Origin of the sequence: Pseudomonas sp. PSE14 (genome assembly GCF_029203285.1) — a bacterium.
Classification (GTDB): Bacteria; Pseudomonadota; Gammaproteobacteria; order Pseudomonadales; family Pseudomonadaceae; genus Pseudomonas.
This window is the reverse complement of the sequence record NZ_CP115669.1, coordinates 5,369,132-5,387,033: the sequence shown is the minus strand read 5'-3', so window position 1 is coordinate 5,387,033 and position 17,902 is coordinate 5,369,132. Positions and strand designations below refer to the sequence as shown.

The 17,902-nt window shown below is 63.3% G+C and carries 17 protein-coding genes; 15 read left to right on the top strand and 2 right to left on the bottom strand.

The window, feature by feature from the left end; genetic code table 11:
* Positions 1-120 precede the first annotated feature (120 nt).
* The 8 genes from tkt to O6P39_RS24630 all read left to right on the top strand — a co-directional run bounded on the left by tkt (position 121) and on the right by O6P39_RS24630 (position 7,925).
* Positions 121-2,118, top strand: coding sequence for a transketolase (tkt, locus tag O6P39_RS24665; RefSeq protein WP_275608999.1), 1,998 nt, complete (start codon positions 121-123; stop codon positions 2,116-2,118).
* A 61-nt stretch (positions 2,119-2,179) separates the two neighbouring features.
* Positions 2,180-3,226, top strand: coding sequence for an erythrose-4-phosphate dehydrogenase (gene epd, locus O6P39_RS24660; RefSeq protein ID WP_275608998.1), 1,047 nt, complete (start codon positions 2,180-2,182; stop codon positions 3,224-3,226).
* A 28-nt stretch (positions 3,227-3,254) separates the two neighbouring features.
* Positions 3,255-4,418, top strand: a complete 1,164-nt coding sequence (locus O6P39_RS24655) for a phosphoglycerate kinase (protein WP_275608997.1) — start codon at positions 3,255-3,257, stop codon at positions 4,416-4,418.
* A gap of 160 nt (positions 4,419-4,578) precedes the next feature.
* Positions 4,579-4,914 (top strand): MliC family protein, encoded by a 336-nt coding sequence (locus O6P39_RS24650; protein ID WP_275608996.1) that lies wholly within the window; start codon positions 4,579-4,581, stop codon positions 4,912-4,914.
* A 105-nt stretch (positions 4,915-5,019) separates the two neighbouring features.
* Positions 5,020-6,084: a class II fructose-bisphosphate aldolase gene (fba, locus tag O6P39_RS24645; protein WP_152226796.1), complete on the top strand. Its 1,065-nt coding sequence runs from the start codon at positions 5,020-5,022 to the stop codon at positions 6,082-6,084.
* A 69-nt stretch (positions 6,085-6,153) separates the two neighbouring features.
* A complete protein-coding gene (locus tag O6P39_RS24640) occupies positions 6,154-6,573 on the top strand; it encodes a hypothetical protein (RefSeq protein ID WP_275608995.1) in 420 nt (139 codons plus the stop codon).
* 36 nt (positions 6,574-6,609) lie between these two features.
* The gene (locus tag O6P39_RS24635; RefSeq protein ID WP_275608994.1) at positions 6,610-7,380 is read left to right on the top strand and encodes a class I SAM-dependent methyltransferase; all 771 of its coding nucleotides are present in this window, start codon (positions 6,610-6,612) and stop codon (positions 7,378-7,380) included.
* A 50-nt stretch (positions 7,381-7,430) separates the two neighbouring features.
* Entirely contained in the window at positions 7,431-7,925 is a 495-nt protein-coding gene (locus O6P39_RS24630; protein WP_275608993.1) for a M48 family metallopeptidase, read from the top strand.
* Here the strand turns inward: O6P39_RS24630 and O6P39_RS24625 are convergent.
* Both O6P39_RS24625 and O6P39_RS24620 read right to left on the bottom strand, forming a co-directional pair.
* Positions 7,919-8,386, bottom strand: coding sequence for a hypothetical protein (locus tag O6P39_RS24625; protein WP_275608992.1), 468 nt, complete (start codon positions 8,384-8,386; stop codon positions 7,919-7,921). The genes O6P39_RS24630 and O6P39_RS24625 overlap by 7 nt on opposite strands.
* Positions 8,387-8,565: 179 nt before the next feature.
* Positions 8,566-11,004 (bottom strand): penicillin-binding protein 1A, encoded by a 2,439-nt coding sequence (locus O6P39_RS24620; protein ID WP_275608991.1) that lies wholly within the window; start codon positions 11,002-11,004, stop codon positions 8,566-8,568.
* 185 nt (positions 11,005-11,189) lie between these two features.
* Here O6P39_RS24620 and O6P39_RS24615 point away from each other — a divergent pair, with 185 nt between their 5' ends.
* From O6P39_RS24615 to aroB, 7 genes are read left to right on the top strand one after another with little or no spacing between them, the layout of a single operon-like run.
* Complete coding sequence (locus O6P39_RS24615; protein WP_207882126.1) at positions 11,190-12,254, top strand: pilus assembly protein PilM; 1,065 nt, start codon at positions 11,190-11,192, stop codon at positions 12,252-12,254.
* Positions 12,254-12,847, top strand: coding sequence for a type 4a pilus biogenesis protein PilN (gene pilN / locus O6P39_RS24610; RefSeq protein ID WP_275608990.1), 594 nt, complete (start codon positions 12,254-12,256; stop codon positions 12,845-12,847). Before O6P39_RS24615 ends, pilN begins: the two co-directional genes overlap by 1 nt.
* A complete protein-coding gene (pilO, locus tag O6P39_RS24605; protein ID WP_275608989.1) occupies positions 12,844-13,494 on the top strand; it encodes a type 4a pilus biogenesis protein PilO in 651 nt (216 codons plus the stop codon). The genes pilN and pilO overlap by 4 nt, the downstream gene beginning before the upstream one ends.
* Positions 13,491-14,015 carry a type 4a pilus biogenesis lipoprotein PilP gene (pilP, locus tag O6P39_RS24600; RefSeq protein WP_275608988.1) on the top strand — a complete coding sequence of 175 codons (525 nt, stop codon included), beginning with the start codon at positions 13,491-13,493 and terminating at the stop codon, positions 14,013-14,015. The genes pilO and pilP overlap by 4 nt, the downstream gene beginning before the upstream one ends.
* Positions 14,016-14,068: 53 nt before the next feature.
* Positions 14,069-16,216: a type IV pilus secretin PilQ gene (pilQ, locus tag O6P39_RS24595; protein ID WP_275608987.1), complete on the top strand. Its 2,148-nt coding sequence runs from the start codon at positions 14,069-14,071 to the stop codon at positions 16,214-16,216.
* Positions 16,217-16,224: 8 nt separating this feature from the next.
* Positions 16,225-16,743 carry a shikimate kinase AroK gene (gene aroK / locus O6P39_RS24590; protein WP_275608986.1) on the top strand — a complete coding sequence of 173 codons (519 nt, stop codon included), beginning with the start codon at positions 16,225-16,227 and terminating at the stop codon, positions 16,741-16,743.
* Between the two features lie 50 nt (positions 16,744-16,793).
* Positions 16,794-17,900, top strand: coding sequence for a 3-dehydroquinate synthase (gene aroB / locus O6P39_RS24585; RefSeq protein ID WP_275608985.1), 1,107 nt, complete (start codon positions 16,794-16,796; stop codon positions 17,898-17,900).
* Positions 17,901-17,902: the final 2 nt, after the last annotated feature.

Below are 17,902 nucleotides of genomic sequence, written 5' to 3'. Positions count from 1 at the left end.
GGCTGCTTTGCATCAGGCTTCTGCCGATCTGTCATTGCCCCGCGGGGCCTGGCTGGGCGAAAATGCTGGCCTTTTTCATCCCTTCGAACTTTCGAAGCAGCCCCCGCAGGAGATTCAGCGATGCCCAGCCGTCGTGAGCGAGCCAATGCCATCCGCGCACTGAGCATGGACGCCGTCCAGAAAGCCAACAGCGGCCATCCCGGCGCCCCCATGGGCATGGCGGATATCGCCGAAGTGCTCTGGCGCGACTACCTCAAGCACAACCCGAGCAACCCGCAGTGGGCCGACCGCGACCGCTTCGTGCTGTCCAACGGCCACGGCTCGATGCTGATCTATTCGCTGCTGCACCTGACCGGCTACGACGTCACCGTCGACGACCTGAAGAACTTCCGCCAGCTCAACTCGCGTACTCCGGGCCACCCGGAATACGGCTACACCGCCGGCGTCGAGACCACCACCGGTCCGCTGGGCCAGGGTATCGCCAACGCCGTGGGCATGGCGCTGGCCGAGAAAGTGCTGGGCGCGCAGTTCAACCGCGACGGCCACGCCATCGTCGATCACTACACCTACGCCTTCCTGGGCGACGGCTGCATGATGGAAGGTATCTCCCACGAGGTGGCTTCGCTGGCCGGCACCCTGCGCCTGAACAAGCTGATCGCCTTCTACGACGACAATGGCATCTCCATTGATGGCGAAGTCGAAGGCTGGTTCACCGACGACACCCCGAAGCGCTTCGAAGCCTACGGCTGGCAGGTGATCCGCAACGTCGACGGCCATGATGCCGACGAGATCAAGACCGCCATCGACACCGCTCGCAAAAGCGACGCCCCGACCCTGATCTGCTGCAAGACTGTGATCGGCTTCGGCTCGCCGAACAAGCAGGGCAAGGAAGAGTGCCACGGCGCTCCGCTGGGCAACGACGAAATCGCCGCCACCCGCGCCGCGCTGGGCTGGAACCACGGCCCGTTCGAAGTCCCGGCCGAGATCTACGCCGAGTGGAGCGCCAAGGAAGCCGGCGCCAGCCACGAGAACGAGTGGAACCAGCGCTTCGCCGCCTACCAGGCCGCGCATCCGGAACTGGCTGCCGAGTTCCTGCGCCGCGTCGCCGGTGAGCTGCCGGCCGATTTCGCCGAGAAGGCCGCCGCCTACGTCGCCGAAGTCGCCAGCAAGGGCGAAACCATCGCCAGCCGCAAGGCCAGCCAGAACGCGCTGAACGCCTTCGGCCCGCTGCTGCCGGAATTCCTCGGCGGTTCGGCTGACCTGGCCGGCTCCAACCTGACCCTGTGGAAGGGCTGCAAGGGCGTGAGCGCCGAAGACGCCAGCGGCAACTACATGTTCTATGGCGTGCGCGAGTTCGGCATGAGCGCCATCATGAACGGCGTGGCCCTGCACGGTGGCTTCATCCCCTACGGCGCGACCTTCCTGATCTTCATGGAATACGCCCGCAACGCCGTGCGCATGTCCGCCCTGATGAAGCAGCGCGTGCTGTACGTGTTCACCCACGACTCCATCGGTCTGGGTGAAGACGGCCCGACCCACCAGCCGATCGAGCAGCTGGCCAGCCTGCGCCTGACCCCGAACCTGGACACCTGGCGTCCGGCCGATGCCGTGGAATCCGCGGTGGCCTGGAAGTACGCCATCGAGCGCGCCGACGGTCCGTCCGCCCTGGTGTTCTCCCGCCAGAACCTGCCGCACCAGGCCCGTGACGCCGCCCAGCTGGCTGACGTGGCCCGCGGTGGTTACGTGCTCAAGGACTGCGATGGCGAGCCGGAACTGATCCTGATCGCCACCGGCTCGGAAGTCGGCCTGGCCGTGCAGGCCTTCGACAAGCTCAGCGCCGAAGGCCGCAAGGTGCGCGTGGTCTCCATGCCGTCCACCAGCGTGTTCGACCAGCAGGACGCCGGCTACAAGCAGGCCGTACTGCCGGTGCAGGTCGGTGCGCGCATCGCCATCGAAGCCGCTCATGCCGACTACTGGTACAAGTACGTGGGCCTGGAAGGCCGTGTGATCGGCATGACCACCTTCGGCGAATCGGCTCCGGCCGCCGCCCTCTTCGAGCACTTCGGCTTCACCGTCGATAACCTGCTGGAAGTGGCCGCCGAGCTGCTCGACGCCTGATCAAGGCACTTACAGGGGCGAGCCTGCTCGCCCCTGTAGCGTCCGGCTTCAAGGGATAACAATGTCCAAGCGCCCTTACCGAGTTGCCCTCAACGGCTACGGCCGTATCGGCCGCTGCGTGTTCCGTGCCCTGCACGAGCGTCGCGCCAAGGCTGATTTCTCCATCGTCGCCCTGAATGACCTGGCGGACCTGGCCAGCCTGGAATACCTGACCCGCTTCGACTCCACCCACGGCCGCTTCCCCGGCGAGGTGAGCGTGGACGACGGCTGCCTGCACATCGGCGGCGACTGCGTGAAGGTGTTCCGCGAAGCGACGCCCGAGGCCATCGACTGGCGCGCGCTGGACGTCGACCTGGTGCTGGAGTGCTCCGGCGTCTACCACACCCGTGCCGATGGCGAGCGCTTCCTGGCTGCCGGCGCGCCGCGCGTGCTGTTCTCCCAGCCCATGGCCAGCGAGACGGACATCGACGCCACGGTGGTCTTCGGCATCAACCAGCAGGGCCTGACCGGTACCGAGAAGCTGGTGTCCAACGCCTCCTGCACCACCAACTGCAGCGTGCCGCTGCTCAAGCTGCTGAACGAAGCGCTGGGCATCGAGTACGTCTCGATCACCACCATCCACTCGGCGATGAACGACCAGCCGGTGATCGACGCCTACCACCATGAAGACCTGCGCCGCACGCGCTCGGCCTTCCAGTCGGTGATTCCAGTGTCCACTGGTCTGGCGCGTGGCATCGAACGCCTGCTACCGGAACTCGCCGGGCGAATCCAGGCCAAAGCCATTCGGGTGCCGACGGTGAACGTCTCGGCCCTGGACATCACCCTGCAGGTCTCTCGCGATACCACCGCCGAGGAGATCAACCGCGTGCTGCGCCAGGCCGCCACCGAAGGCCCGCTGAAAGGCCTGCTGGCGTATACCGAGCTGCCCCACGCCAGCTGCGATTTCAACCATGACCCGCACTCGGCCATCGTCGATGGCAGCCAGACCCGCGTTTCCGGCCCCCGCCTGGTGAACGTGCTGGCCTGGTTCGATAACGAGTGGGGGTTCGCCAACCGCATGCTCGACACCGCAGGCCACTACCTGCGCGTCGCCGCTACCGAACGTTAATCAAACAGCCCCAACAGGACTGACTGTCATGACCGTGTTGAAGATGACCGACCTCGACCTCCAAGGTAAGCGCGTACTGATCCGCGAAGACCTCAACGTTCCGGTGAAGGACGGTGTGGTCAAGAGCGACGCGCGCATCCTGGCCTCGCTGCCGACCATCAAGCTGGCCCTGGAGAAGGGCGCGGCGGTGATGGTCTGCTCGCACCTGGGCCGCCCGACCGAAGGCGAATACTCCGAAGAGAACAGCCTGCAGCCGGTCGCCGACTACCTGTCCAAGGCCCTGGGCCGCGCCGTGCCGCTGGTCAGGGACTACCTGGGCGGCGTCGACGTGAAGGCCGGTGAAGTCGTGCTGTTCGAGAACGTGCGCTTCAACAAGGGCGAGAAGAAGAACGCCGACGAACTGGCGCAGAAATACGCCGCCCTGTGCGACGTGTTCGTCATGGACGCCTTCGGCACCGCCCACCGCGCCGAGGGTTCGACCCACGGCGTAGCCAAGTTCGCCAAGGTTGCCGCCGCCGGCCCGCTGCTGGCCGCCGAACTGGAAGCCCTGGGCAAGGCCCTGGGCAACCCGGCGCGCCCGATGGCTGCCATCGTCGCCGGCTCCAAGGTTTCGACCAAGCTCGACGTGCTCAACAGCCTGGCGCAGATCTGCGACCAACTGATCGTCGGTGGCGGCATCGCCAACACCTTCCTCGCCGCGGCGGGCCACAAGGTCGGCAAGTCGCTGTACGAAGCCGACCTGGTCGACACCGCCAAGGCCATCGCCGCCAAGGTCAGCGTGCCGTTGCCGGTGGACGTGGTGGTTGCCAAGGAGTTCGCCGAGACCGCCGTTGCTACCGTCAAGGACATCGCTGACGTGGCCGACGACGACATGATTCTGGACATCGGCCCGAAGACCGCCGCCCAGTTCGCCGAGCTGCTGAAGACCTCCAAGACCATCCTGTGGAACGGCCCGGTGGGGGTGTTCGAGTTCGACCAGTTCGGCGAAGGCACCAAGACCCTGGCCAAGGCGATCGCCGAAAGCCCGGCGTTCTCCATCGCCGGCGGTGGCGACACCCTGGCCGCCATCGACAAGTACGGCATTGGCGAGCAGATCTCCTACATTTCCACCGGTGGCGGCGCCTTCCTCGAATTCGTCGAGGGCAAGGTCCTGCCGGCCGTCGAAGTGCTGGAGCAGCGCGCCAAGGCCTGAGGCCTTAGCCGACGGTAGCGAATCGATCAGTCGACTCGCTCCCATCCGTACAGCGCCGCCCTCGGGTGATCGTGGGCGGCGCTGGCGTTCCTGTTGTGGGCCGGGCAAGCTGGCACATTGGATGCTCGGCGGGTATGCCGCCTGAAGGGAGAGTTGCCCGATGCTGCGTTATGTTGTCCCGGCCCTCGCGCTGTCACTGGTCGCCGGATGCTCCAGCCATCCGTCCGATGGTGCCGGCGGCAAAGAGGCCGGCTGGAATCGCTGGACCTGCGATAGCCAGGCCGAAGTCATCTGGCGTTACGTGGATGTCAGCAAGTCTGTAGTCGACCTGCGCCTGGGAGAGGATGACGTGGTTCATCACCTGGAGGAGGAACCCGGCGGTGCTGGCGCCTTCTATAGTGACGGACTGGTCGGATTCAGCATTACCGGCGAGCAGGGACTGATCTACTGGGTCGAGAGCAACGATCTCATCGGCCGAGGTTGCAAGGCGCGCTGACGCGCCGACTGTCCCGGCCGCGGCCTGGACACTTGAACACCGCCTGCCCCTGGGGCAGGCTTTTGAATAACTGAACGAGCCCGACTTCTGGGAGAAGCGAAAACCATGGCACTCATCAGCATGCGCCAAATGCTGGATCACGCCGCCGAGTTCGGCTACGGCGTTCCGGCCTTCAACGTCAACAACCTCGAGCAGATGCGCGCCATCATGGAAGCGGCCGACAAGACCGACTCCCCGGTGATCGTGCAGGCCTCCGCCGGCGCTCGCAAATACGCCGGTGCGCCCTTCCTGCGCCACCTGATCCTCGCGGCCATCGAAGAATTCCCGCATATCCCGGTGTGCATGCACCAGGACCACGGCACCAGCCCTGACGTCTGCCAGCGCTCCATCCAGCTGGGCTTCAGCTCGGTGATGATGGACGGTTCGCTGAAGGAAGACGGCAAGACCCCGGCCGACTACGAGTACAACGTCCGCGTAACCCAGCAGACCGTTGCCTTCGCCCACGCCTGCGGCGTGTCCGTTGAAGGTGAGCTGGGCTGCCTGGGCTCCCTGGAAACCGGCATGGCCGGCGAAGAAGACGGTGTTGGCGCCGAAGGCGTGCTGGACCACAGCCAGCTGCTGACCGACCCGGAAGAAGCCGCCGACTTCGTGAAGAAGACCCAGGTCGACGCCCTGGCGATTGCCATCGGCACCAGCCACGGCGCCTACAAGTTCACCAAGCCGCCGACCGGCGACATCCTTGCCATCGACCGCATCAAGGCGATCCACGCGCGCATTCCGGGCACCCACCTGGTGATGCACGGTTCGTCCTCCGTCCCGCAGGACTGGCTGGCGATCATCAACGAATTCGGCGGCGAAATTCCGGAAACCTACGGCGTTCCGGTCGAGGAAATCGTCGAAGGCATCAAGTACGGCGTGCGCAAGGTGAACATCGACACCGACCTGCGCCTGGCCTCCACTGGCGCCATCCGTCGCTTCCTGGCGAAGAACCCGAGCGAGTTCGACCCGCGCAAGTACTTCGCCAAGACCGTCGAAGCCATGCGCGACGTCTGCATTGCCCGCTACGAAGCCTTCGGCACCGCCGGCCACGCCTCCAAGATCAAGCCGATCTCCCTGGAAGGCATGTTCCAGCGCTACGCCAAGGGTGAGCTGGAAGCGAAGGTCAACTGATCCCGGCCTGCTCGCCAAGAGCCCCGCATTGCGGGGCTCTTTCGTATCCGCCAGAAGGAGATTGATGGCATGTCGATGCTGCGTGCCGGGCTCGCCGCCCTGTCGCTGGCACTGCTGGCCGGCTGTTCGCTGCGCCCGGCGCAACCTCCAGCGCCGCCACCCAAACCGCCAGTGGATCTGCCGGCGGACGCGCAGAACTGCCTGACCCACCAGGAATGCACGCTGAAGACTTCGCGCACCCTGCTGTTCGTCTTCGACTACGCCGAGGCTGGCGCTGCACTGGTGGAGAACGAGAACCGCGTGCTCAGCACGCCGGAGAAGGCGCCGAAGAAGGGCTGGCCGGCGATCCGCATCCAGTTGCCCGATCCCGATGGTGGCCGCTTCGAGTTTTCCAGCGAATGCCGGCAGAAACGTTGCCGGATCAAGGCTGCGCGCCTGCTCAGCTGCTACCGTAGTTATCTCGATGGCAAGGCCTGTCGGTTCCGCTGAGCGCTTGTGCTCGGGCCGGCAGGCTCTGGAGGCGCGATGACGGATGTACATGGCAGTGCGCGGGAGGGTTATGCCCGCGAAGCGAAAGCCTATGCCCATGGGCGCCCGGACTATCCGGAGGCGCTGGTAGGATGGCTCGGCGAGGAACTGGAGATCGGTCCGGGCAAGGAGGTGGTTGACCTTGGCGCGGGCACCGGCAAGTTCACCGCCTTGCTGCAGCGTACGGGCGCGCAGGTCACAGCGATCGAGCCGGTGGCAGCGATGCGCGAGCAACTGAGCGCGACTCTGCCTGCGGTGAGGGCGCTCAATGGCACCGCCCAGGCGATCCCCCTGGTCGCGGGGAGCCTGGATGCGCTGACCTGCGCCCAGGCCTTCCACTGGTTCGCTGATGGGCGGTCGCTGACCGAAATCCATCGGGTGCTGCGTCCGGGTGGGCGTCTCGGTCTGGTCTGGAACGTGCGTGACGAGCGGGTAGACTGGGTGGCCGAGGTGACGCGCATCGTCGAGCGCTACGAGGGCAGCACGCCACGCTTCCACACTGGCGAATGGCGTCGGGCCTTCGCTGGGGCGCGGTTCGCACCGCTGCGTCTGCGTGAGTTCAGCCACCAGCACATCGGCCCACCGGAACAGGTGATCGTCGCGCGCATCCTCTCGGTCAGTTTCATTGCCGCGTTGCCGGACGAGCAGAAGCAGCGGGTCGCCGAGCAACTGCGGGAGTTGATTGCCACCCATCCGGCCTTGAAGGATCGCGCAGAGGTGGCATTCCCCTACCGCACCGAGGCCTACAGCACCCGCGCGCTGGGCTGAGTGGGGAATAAGGTAGACTGGTGGCCGGATTTCCCGCCAGTCGCCCGCTCATGCAACCGCTCCGCTATCTCCAGGCCTACCCGCAACAGCTCCAGGACCAGGTGCGCCAGCTCATCGAGCAGGACCGCCTCGGCCAGTATCTGGAGCGCCGCTATCCCGGTCGTCATGACGTGCAGAGCGACAAGGCGCTGTATGGCTATGCCATGGACCTCAAGCAGCAGTACATGCGCACCGCGCCTGCGGTGGACAAGGTGCTCTATGACAACAAGCTGGATGTGGTGCAGCGCGCCCTCGGCCTGAATACCGCGATTTCGCGGGTGCAGGGCGGCAAGCTCAAGGCGAAGAAGGAGATCCGCGTGGCCTCGCTGTTCAAGGAGGCGGCGCCGGAGTTCCTGCAGATGATCGTGGTCCATGAACTGGCGCACCTGAAGGAGCGCGACCACAGCAAGGCCTTCTACCAGTTGTGCGAGCACATGCTGCCGGGCTACCACCAGCTTGAATTCGATTTGCGCGTCTACCTGACCTGGCGCGATCTGCTTCAGTAGTACAGGCGCGCCAGGTAGAACAGACCGAGGCACCAGGGGAGCAGCAAGGCCAGGCCCAGATAGCGCAGTGCCGTTCGCCCCGAGCCCTCTCGGCCACCCAGCCAGCCGATGCCGGCGAGCGCCAGTAGGAAAACCACCAGCCCGATCAGGACCAGCCGGTAGTGCTCCGGCGTGGGGGAGCTGGGTTCGAGTGCGACGTGGGTGAGGTGCCAGATGCAGAGCGCTCCTGCAGGCATCATCAGTGCGGCGGCAGTGACCAAGCGGCCTGGCAGGCGGAGCAGGAAGGCGATCAGCAGGCCGGCCAGTCCCGCGCAGACAATCAGCGCTGTGAACAGCTGGTCCAGATAGACGAGATCAGGGGCGGGAGCGAGGGCGCGGGGAGTGGCCAGCAGGCGTAGTAGCGGCGCCCCCAGTAGCAGCGCGATCAGGCAGAACAGCCAGCCAAGCAGGTTGCGCAGCATGTGAGCGTCCTGTTTTCGTTGCTGCGGGAAGCCCCTGACGCGCCGGATGGGGTCGGCCGTCCGGGGTTGTTCGCCGCCGCAAGTGCAGATTAATCAATGCCTTGGCGAAATGCCATGATTCTTTGAGAATCATTCTTTCAATGTAAAGGCCCCTCTTGCGAGGGGCTTTCACTTGCCTGTCAGAACAGGTCGATAGGCGCTTCTTCTTCCGCCGGCATACCGCTTCCCGGCGCGCTTCCCGGTGCCAGTTCGCTCATCGAAGGCGGCGTGTCTTCGTTCTTGAACAGCTCGAAGTAGGCGCCCGGCGTGCCCGGTGCCGCTGCGCGACCGGTAATCGGGTCGATACGCAGGCTGACCATGCCGGCGGGCTCGGGCAGCAGGTGCGACGGCTTGTCCTTCAGCGCGGCGCCCATGTAACGCATCCAGATCGGCAGGGCGACGTTGCCGCCGTATTCGGCGCGGCCGAGGCTGTCCGGCTGGTCGAACCCGACCCAGACGGTGGTCATGTAGTCGGCGTTGAAGCCGGAGAACCAGGCGTCCTTGGACTCGTTGGTGGTGCCGGTCTTGCCCGCCAGGTCATCACGCTTGAGCGCCAGGGCGCGGCGGCCGGTGCCGCGTTTGATTACGTCCTGCAGCATGCTGGTCATGATGTAGGCGGTACGGGCATCAATGATGCGCTCGGCGGCAGCCGGTTCGATGGTGGTCTTGGCCAGGCTCGGGTCGTCGTTACCCAGCTCGTTGGTTCCGCTGGGCTGAGCCGGGGCCTGGGCTTGTTCGGTTTGCGCCTCGTCATTGGGTACCCGCGGCGGATTGGCCTGGTAGACCACCTGGCCGTCGCGGCTTTCGATGCGCTCGACCACGTAGGGCGAAACCTTGAAGCCGCCATTGGCGAAGGTGCTCCAGGCGGAGGCGATTTCCAGCGGCGTCAGGGTGGCGGTGCCGAGGGCCATCGACAGGTTCGGCGGCAGCTCGTCCTTGTTGAAGCCGAAGCGGCTGATGTAGGTGCGCGCTCGCTCGACGCCCAACCCTTGGAGAATGCGGATCGACACCATGTTGCGCGACTTGTACAGCGCCTCGCGCATCGGGATCGGGCCGAGGAAGGTGTTGGTGTCGTTCTTCGGCCGCCAGACCTTGTCCAGGTACTCGTCGTAGAACACCACGGGGGCGTCGTTGATCAGCGAGGCGGCGGTGAAGCCGTTGTCCAGCGCGGCGCTGTAGATGAACGGCTTGAAGCTGGAACCGGGCTGGCGCTTGGCCTGGGTCGCGCGGTTGTAGTTGCTCTGCTCGAAGGAGAAGCCGCCGACCAGCGCCATGATCGCGCCATCCTGTGGGTTCAGCGAGACCAGCGCGCTCTGTGCAGCCGGCACCTGGCTCAGGCGCAGCGAGCCGTCGTCGCGGCGCTGCACGCGGATCACGTCGCCAGGTTGGACCACGTCGCTGGGCTGGCGAGGCATCGGGCCCATGCTGTTGTTGCTGAGATAGGGGCGTGCCCACTTCATGCCGTCCCAGCCGAGGGCTTCTTCCTTGCCATCGCGGGTCATCACCAGGGCGCCGCTCTTTTCCACCTGGACAACGATGGCCGGCTCCAGGCCGCCGAGCGGGCGTTGCTGAGCGATCGCCTGGCGCCAGGCATCACGGGTCTTGCCCGGCAGGCGGGTTTCCGGGCCGCGATAGCCATGACGTTGGTCGTATTCCTGCAGACCGTCGCGCAGCGCGGTATTGGCATCTTCCTGCAGGTCGCTGCGCACAGTGGTGTAAACGCGGTAACCCTCGGTATAGGCGTCGCCGCCGAAGCGGCCGACCAGTTCGGCGCGCGCCATTTCGGCGATGTAGGGGGCGGCCAGTTCGGGGCTCTGTACGTGATAGGAGGCTGCAATCGGCTCCTTGACCGCGGCTTCATAGCGCGGCTGATCGATGAAGCCCAGCTTGAGCATGCGCTCGAGGATCCAGTTGCGGCGTTCCAGGCTGCGTGCGGGGTTGGCCAGCGGGTTATAGCGCGACGGTGCCTTCGGCAGGCCGGCGATCATCGCCATCTGCGCCAGGCTGAGGTCCTTGATCGACTTGCCGTAATAGACCTGGGCAGCGGCCTCCACGCCGTAGGCGCGGTTGCCCAGATAGATCTTGTTGACGTACAGCTCGAGGATCTCATCTTTGGTCAGTGACCGCTCGATCTGTAATGCCAGCAATATCTCATTGATCTTTCGGGAGAAACTGCGTTCGTTGGTGAGGAAGTAGTTCTTCGCCACCTGCATGGTGATGGTGCTGCCACCCGTCTGGATGTGCCCGGTCTTCAATAATTGCGCGGCAGCACGCATCAGGCTTTTTACGTCCACGCCATAATGGTTGGCGAAGTTGTCATCCTCGGCCGATAGCAGTGCGTGGGTGAAATCCTGGGGGATTTCAGCAAAACGAATTGGCGTGCGGCGCATCTCGCCAAACTCTGCTATCAATTTGTTATCGCTGCTGTACACCCGCAACGGCATCTGCAAACGCACGTTGCGTAAGGCCTCCACGGACGGGAGGTTAGGGCTGAGGTAGAGGTAGGCGCCGCTGAAACTGAGCAGCAATCCACAGATTATGGTGACGCAGGTCCACCACAGAAACTTCAGCAGGCGCATTGGAAGGTCTTGGATTTCCAGAGAAAAGAAAGAGTTAAGCGGATGGCGCGGTAAAAAGGGAAAAGCTGATCACATTATAAGCAGTTTTTTTCCCGGCGAGCCATTTGCGCAGGTGTCAAGTCTGGTATCTAATGTGAAAAAACATAAATCGTCCGTAAGTCTCGGATGCTGATAGGAAATCAGTCGTGCTAGGGCTATTCAATAAGAAAGCGAACACGCTGCTGGGGATAGACATCAGTTCGACTTCGGTCAAACTCCTCGAACTGAGCCGCTCGGGAGGCCGCTACAAGGTAGAGGCCTACGCCGTGGAGCCGCTCCCTCCCAATGCAGTGGTAGAAAAGAACATCGCTGAGCTGGAGGGTGTCGGCCAGGCGTTGTCACGTGTGGTCGCCAAGGCGCGCACCGGCGTGAAGACGGCTGCGGTCGCGGTCGCTGGCTCGGCGGTCATCACCAAGACCATCGAGATGGATGGCGGTCTCTCGGAAGACGAGCTGGAAAACCAGCTCAAGATCGAGGCCGACCAGTACATTCCCTATCCCCTCGAAGAAGTCGCGATCGACTTTGAAGTCCAGGGCGCATCCGCACGGAACGCCGAGCGCGTTGACGTACTCCTCGCCGCCTGTCGGAAGGAAAACGTTGAAGTGCGCGAGGCGGCGCTGGCGCTGTCGGGGCTGACCGCCAAGGTCGTCGATGTCGAGGCCTACGCGCTGGAGCGAGCCTTCAGTCTGCTCGGCGATCAGTTGGGTGGCAATGCCGACGAACTCACAGTTGCGGTGGTCGACATCGGCGCCACCATGACCACGCTGAGCGTGCTGCACCACGGCCGCACCATCTATACACGCGAACAACTGTTCGGCGGGCGCCAGCTCACCGAGGAGATTCAGCGTCGCTATGGCCTGTCGGTGGAAGAAGCTGGTCTTGCCAAAAAGCAGGGCGGTCTTCCGGATGACTATGACAGCGAAGTTTTGCAACCGTTCAAGGATGCGGTCGTTCAACAGGTCTCCCGTTCGCTGCAGTTCTTCTTCGCCGCCGGTCAGTTCAACGACGTGGACTACATCCTGCTGGCAGGCGGAACGGCTTCCATTCCGGACCTGGACAGATTGATCCAGCAGAAGATCGGTACTCCGACACTCGTGGCCAACCCCTTCACCGACATGGTGCTGAGCGGAAAGGTCAATGCGGGGGCGCTGGCCAGTGACGCGCCGGCGCTGATGATTGCCTGCGGTCTGGCGATGAGGAGTTTCGACTGATGACTCGCATCAACCTATTGCCGTGGCGGGAACAGCTGCGCGAGGAGCGCAAGCAGCGCTTCCTCGTGACTCTGGGGGCGGTGCTGCTGGCCTCGGGGGCGCTGGTCTTCCTGGGTGACCAGTACTTCAATGCGGCCATCGAGAACCAGAACGCGCGCAATGATTTCCTGCGCAAGGAAATCACCGTGCTTGATGCGCGGATCAAGGAAATCAGCGAGCTGAAGACTCGCCGCCAGCAGTTGCTGGAGCGTATGAAGATCATTTCGGATCTGCAGGGCAACCGACCGATCATTGGCCGTGTGTTCGATCAGTTGGTCCGTACGTTGCCCGACGGTGTCTATTTCACCGACCTGAAGATGACCGGGAAGTCCATCGCCATCGCAGGGGCGGCCGAGTCGAACAACCGGGTGTCCAACCTGATGCGTAACCTGGATGCTTCCGAGTGGCTGAAGGCGCCGAACCTGACTGAAGTGAAGGCGGTGACCCAGGGCGCTGTGGACCAGGCGAACATCTTCCAGCTGACGGTTCAGCAGACCCAGCCCGGAGCGGAAGAGGCGGAGCAGAAGAACGTCGCGCAAGGAGCCAAGAAATGAGTCTGGCCAGTTCCCTCGAGAGCTTGCGCAAGATCGACATCAACGACCTTGACCTGAACAACCTTGGCTCCTGGCCGGCGGCGGTCAAGGTCATCGCCTGTATCCTGCTCACGGCCGTGGTACTCGCGCTTGGCTACAACTTCCATCTGAAGGACATGCAGGAACAACTGGATCGGCAGCGCGCTGAAGAGGAAACGCTCAAGCAGCAGTTTTCCTCCAAGGCATTCCAGGCGGCCAATCTGGAAGCCTACAAGACTCAGATGAAGGAAATGGAAGAGTCCTTCGGCGCCTTGCTGCGGCAGCTGCCCAGTGACACCGAAGTGCCCGGCCTGCTCGAAGACATCACCCGTACCGGCCTGGGGAGTGGTCTCGAGTTCGAGGAGATCAAGCTGCTGCCGGAAGTGACCCAGCAGTTCTATATCGAGTTGCCCATCCAGATCAGTGTCGTGGGCGGTTATCACGACCTGGCGACTTTCGTCAGTGGTGTGTCCAGCCTTCCGCGCATCGTCACCTTGCACGACTTCGAGATCAAGCCGGCCAGCGCCGACAGTACGTCCAGGCTGAGGATGACCATCCTGGCCAAGACCTATCGCTATAACGACAAGGGCACGAAGGTCAATGCCCCGAGCGCGGGAGCCAAGAAATGAGGGGGCGCCTGATCATTTGCGGTTGTCTGCTGCTGAGTTTGAACGGGTGTGGTGCTGGAGGCGACTTCAGCGATCTGCAGGCCTATATGGACGAAGTCCGCGCGCGTCCCAAGGGGGCGATCGAGCCACTGCCCAAGTTCCAGCCGTATGAAGCGTTTACCTACAGTGCCTCGGCATTGCGCAGCCCGTTCCAGCCCCCGGTCAAGATCGACCTGGCGGTGAAGCAGAAGGGCAACAAGGTGGTCAAGCCTGACGAAACCCGGGTCAAGCAGTTCCTGGAAGGCTTCAATATCGAGACCTTCGAGATGGTGGGAACCTTGTCCAGGGATAACCAGATGTTCGCTCTCGTAAAAGGTGCAGGAGGGGTGCACCGGGTGCGGATCGGCGACTATCTGGGGCGCAACGACGGCAAGATCGTTGCCATCAGCGAAGGCAAGATCGACGTGATTGAAATCGTTCCTGATGGCGAAGGGGGCTGGCTCGAGCGTCCGCGCAGCCTGACCCTCAAGGAACGCTCCTAAGGGCGGGGATGAACATGGATAACAAACTGCAGTCTGCACGACGGATTCAGACGATGAACAAAATGCTTTCCCGCCTGAGCATCTCCTTGCTCGCGGCAGTCTTTGCGCCGGCTTTGCTGGCGGCCAACCTGCAGAGCGTCGATGTGGCAGCCCTGCCGGGCGACCGGGTCGAGCTGAAACTGGGCTTCGACGGCCCGGTGGCGACGCCGCGCGGTTACACCATTGAGCAGCCGGCGCGTATCGCGCTGGATCTGCCAGGTGTGCAGAACAAGCTGGGTAGCAAGAACCGTGAGCTGGGTGTGGGTAATGCCCGCAGCCTGACGGTGGTTGAGGCGAAAGATCGCACTCGCCTGATCGTCAACCTGGCCACCCTGGTGCCTTATACCACCCGGTCGGAAGGTTCGAATCTGTACGTCGTGGTCGGTGGGGCGGGGGCTGCTTCGAGCTCCTATGCTTCTGCCGCGCCGGCTCCCGCTCCGGTTGCCAAGCCCGCTCAACCCAAGCCTTACGTTCCGGCCGGCAAGGCGATTCGCAATATCGACTTCCAGCGTGGCGAACAGGGTGAAGGCAATGTCGTGATCGACCTTTCCGATCCGACCGTCAGCCCGGATATCCAGGAGCAGGGCGGCAAGATTCGCCTGGAGTTCCCGCGTACCCAGTTGCCCGACAACCTGCGCGTGCGCCTGGATGTGAAGGATTTCGCCACGCCGGTGCAGTTCGTCAATGCTGCCGCGGCGGGCGACAAGGCCAGCATCACCATCGAGCCTACCGGCATATACGACTATCTCGTCTATCAGACCGACAACCGGATGACCGTCAGCATCAAGCCGCTGACCCAGGACGATGCCGAGAAGCGCAAGAAGGATACCTTTGCCTACACCGGCGAGAAGCTGTCGCTGAACTTCCAGGACATCGATGTACGCTCGGTGCTGCAGCTGATTGCCGACTTCACCGACCTGAACCTGGTGGCGTCCGATACCGTTCAGGGCAACATCACCCTGCGTCTGCAGAATGTGCCGTGGGATCAGGCGCTGGACCTGGTGCTGAAGACCAAGGGGCTGGACAAGCGCAAGGTGGGTAACGTTCTGCTGGTTGCGCCGGCGGAAGAGATCGCCGCGCGCGAGCGTCAGGAGCTGGAGGCGCAGAAGCAGATTTCCGAACTGGCTCCCCTGCGTCGCGAGCTGATCCAGGTGAACTACGCGAAGGCGGCTGATATTGCCAAGCTGTTCCAGTCGGTAACCGGAGTAGGTGCTCCAGGTGTTCCGGGTGCGCCGCAGGCGGCGGGCGCAGATAATCGTGGCTCGCTCACCGTTGATGATCGCACCAACGCGATCATTGCCTACCAAACTCAGGACCGCCTGGATGAGTTGCGCCGTATTGTTGCCCAACTGGATATCCCGGTTCGCCAGGTGATGATCGAGGCGCGCATCGTCGAGGCCGCTGTGGACTACAGCAAGAGCCTGGGTGTGCGCTGGGGCGGTGCGTTCAGTTCCGGCAATTGGGACTTCTACGGCAAGGATGGCGCGCGTACAGTCAGCGACGGCCAACTGTTCCTGCCGGGTACCGATACGATTGGCAACTTCAAGGCACAGGATGGCGTGGCGCCGGTGCCGTTCGTTGACATGGGCGTAGCCAACAGCACCTCGGGTATCGGCATTGGCTTCCTGAGCGATCACGCCATGCTCGACCTGCAACTGTCCGCCATGGAGAAGAGCGGTAACGGTGAAGTGGTCTCCCAGCCGAAGGTCGTCACCTCCGACAAGGAAACCGCGAAGATCCTCAAGGGCTCGGAGATCCCCTACCAGGAGGCCAGCTCCAGCGGTGCTACCTCGGTGTCCTTCAAGGAAGCCGCTCTGGCCTTGGAAGTGACCCCGCAGATCACCCCGGATAACCGCATCATCATGGAAGTGAAGGTCAACAAGGATGAGCCGGACTACGCCAACGCGCTGAACGGCGTACCGCCGATCAAGAAGAACGAGGTGAACGCCAAGGTGCTGGTCAACGATGGCGAGACCATCGTGATCGGTGGTGTGTTCTCCAACACCCAGACCAAGGCTACCGACAAGGTTCCGTTCCTGGGCGACGTTCCCTTCATTGGCCGCCTGTTCCGTCGTGACTCGGTAACTGACAGCAAGAACGAGCTGCTGGTTTTCCTTACCCCGCGGATCATGAATAATCAGGCCTTTGCAGTCGGCCGTTGATCAATGTCGTGTCCAATTTGATTCTGGTAGGCCCGATGGGGGCTGGGAAAAGCACCATCGGGCGTCTTCTCGCCAAAGAGCTTCACCTCGTTTTCAAGGATTCGGATAAAGAGATCGAGCAGCGCTGCGGAGCCAACATCCCCTGGATATTCGATGTCGAGGGCGAGGCAGGCTTCCGCGAGCGTGAGCAGTCGATGCTTGCCGAGCTATGCGCCGCCGGTGGCATGGTGATCGCCACCGGCGGCGGCGCAGTCATGCGTGACGCCAACCGCCAGATACTCAAGGCTGGCGGCCAGGTCATCTACCTGCACGCCTCGGTCGAGCAGCAGATTTCCCGAACTGCACGCGACAAGAACCGTCCGCTGCTGCAGAAGCCCAATCCGGACCAGATCCTCCGTGACCTCATGCAGCTGCGCGATCCGCTGTATCGCGAAATCGCCGATGTGATCATCGAAACCGACGAGCGGCCGCCGCGCCTCGTGGTTCTGGAGATTCTGGAGCGCTTGCGTGAGTTGGAGCGCCATTAACGGCGCTCCAATCTGCGGTATCCTAGTCCCCTTTCTTGCCTGGGGGTTTCATGCGCACACTCAATGTCGATCTGGCCGATCGCAGCTACCCGATCTACATCGGTGAGGGGCTGCTGGATGATCCGCACTACTTCGAGCCGCATATCCGCGGCCGTCAGGTAGCCATCGTCACCAACGAAACCATCGCGCCGCTGTACCTGGATCGACTGCAGAAAACCCTGGCTGGCTACAAGATCACCTCGGTCGTGCTGCCTGACGGTGAGGCCTATAAACAGTGGGAAACCCTGCAGCTGATCTTCGATGAGCTGCTCAAGGCGCGCCACGACCGCAAGACCACCCTGATCGCCCTGGGCGGCGGCGTCATCGGCGACATGACCGGCTTCGCCGCTGCCTGTTACCAGCGCGGCGTCGACTTCATCCAGGTGCCGACCACCCTGCTGTCCCAGGTGGATTCCTCGGTGGGCGGCAAGACCGGCATCAACCACCCGCTGGGCAAGAACATGATCGGCGCGTTCTACCAGCCTCAGGCCGTGGTCATCGACACCACCACCTTGCGCACACTGCCGCCACGCGAACTGTCCGCCGGTCTGGCGGAAGTCATCAAGTACGGCTTCATCTGCGACGAGCCGTTCCTGACCTGGCTGGAGGCGCACATGGATGACCTGCTGGCGCTGGAGCCGACTGCGCTGACCGAGGCCATCGAGCGCTCCTGCGCCGCCAAGGCCCGCGTGGTCGGCGCCGACGAGAAGGAAACCGGCGTCCGCGCAACCCTCAACCTCGGCCATACCTTCGGCCACGCCATCGAGACCCATATGGGTTATGGCGTCTGGTTGCACGGAGAGGCCGTGGGTGCGGGAACCGTGATGGCACTCGAGATGTCGCATCGGCTGGGATGGCTGACAAAGGCCGAGCTCGACCGCGGTATCCGTCTGCTGGCCGCGGCGAAGCTGCCGGTGGTCCCACCGCAGGAAATGAACGCCGAGCATTTTCTCGAGCACATGGCCGTCGACAAGAAAGTGCTCGATGGCCGTTTGCGTCTGGTCTTGCTCCAAGGGCTGGGGGGCGCGGTCGTGACCGCCGAATTCCCCCGTGAGATTCTGGAAGAAACACTGCGCACTGACTACCAGGCACTGGTCGGTCAGGCAGGAGAACACTGAGG

What these genes read in the sequence shown, in the direction of transcription:
- O6P39_RS24655 (WP_275608997.1), top strand. Translation starts at nt 3,255, where the DNA reads ATGACCGTGTTGAAGATGACCGACCTCGACCTCCAAGGTAAGCGCGTA.
- O6P39_RS24630 (WP_275608993.1), top strand. Translation starts at nt 7,431, where the DNA reads ATGCAACCGCTCCGCTATCTCCAGGCCTACCCGCAACAGCTCCAGGAC.
- O6P39_RS24625 (WP_275608992.1), bottom strand. Translation starts at nt 8,386, where the DNA reads ATGCTGCGCAACCTGCTTGGCTGGCTGTTCTGCCTGATCGCGCTGCTA.
- pilP (WP_275608988.1), top strand. Translation starts at nt 13,491, where the DNA reads ATGAGGGGGCGCCTGATCATTTGCGGTTGTCTGCTGCTGAGTTTGAAC.
- tkt (WP_275608999.1), top strand. Translation starts at nt 121, where the DNA reads ATGCCCAGCCGTCGTGAGCGAGCCAATGCCATCCGCGCACTGAGCATG.
- O6P39_RS24640 (WP_275608995.1), top strand. Translation starts at nt 6,154, where the DNA reads ATGTCGATGCTGCGTGCCGGGCTCGCCGCCCTGTCGCTGGCACTGCTG.
- epd (WP_275608998.1), top strand. Translation starts at nt 2,180, where the DNA reads ATGTCCAAGCGCCCTTACCGAGTTGCCCTCAACGGCTACGGCCGTATC.
- O6P39_RS24650 (WP_275608996.1), top strand. Translation starts at nt 4,579, where the DNA reads ATGCTGCGTTATGTTGTCCCGGCCCTCGCGCTGTCACTGGTCGCCGGA.
- pilQ (WP_275608987.1), top strand. Translation starts at nt 14,069, where the DNA reads ATGAACAAAATGCTTTCCCGCCTGAGCATCTCCTTGCTCGCGGCAGTC.
- pilO (WP_275608989.1), top strand. Translation starts at nt 12,844, where the DNA reads ATGAGTCTGGCCAGTTCCCTCGAGAGCTTGCGCAAGATCGACATCAAC.
- O6P39_RS24620 (WP_275608991.1), bottom strand. Translation starts at nt 11,004, where the DNA reads ATGCGCCTGCTGAAGTTTCTGTGGTGGACCTGCGTCACCATAATCTGT.
- fba (WP_152226796.1), top strand. Translation starts at nt 5,020, where the DNA reads ATGGCACTCATCAGCATGCGCCAAATGCTGGATCACGCCGCCGAGTTC.
- pilN (WP_275608990.1), top strand. Translation starts at nt 12,254, where the DNA reads ATGACTCGCATCAACCTATTGCCGTGGCGGGAACAGCTGCGCGAGGAG.
- O6P39_RS24635 (WP_275608994.1), top strand. Translation starts at nt 6,610, where the DNA reads ATGACGGATGTACATGGCAGTGCGCGGGAGGGTTATGCCCGCGAAGCG.
- aroB (WP_275608985.1), top strand. Translation starts at nt 16,794, where the DNA reads ATGCGCACACTCAATGTCGATCTGGCCGATCGCAGCTACCCGATCTAC.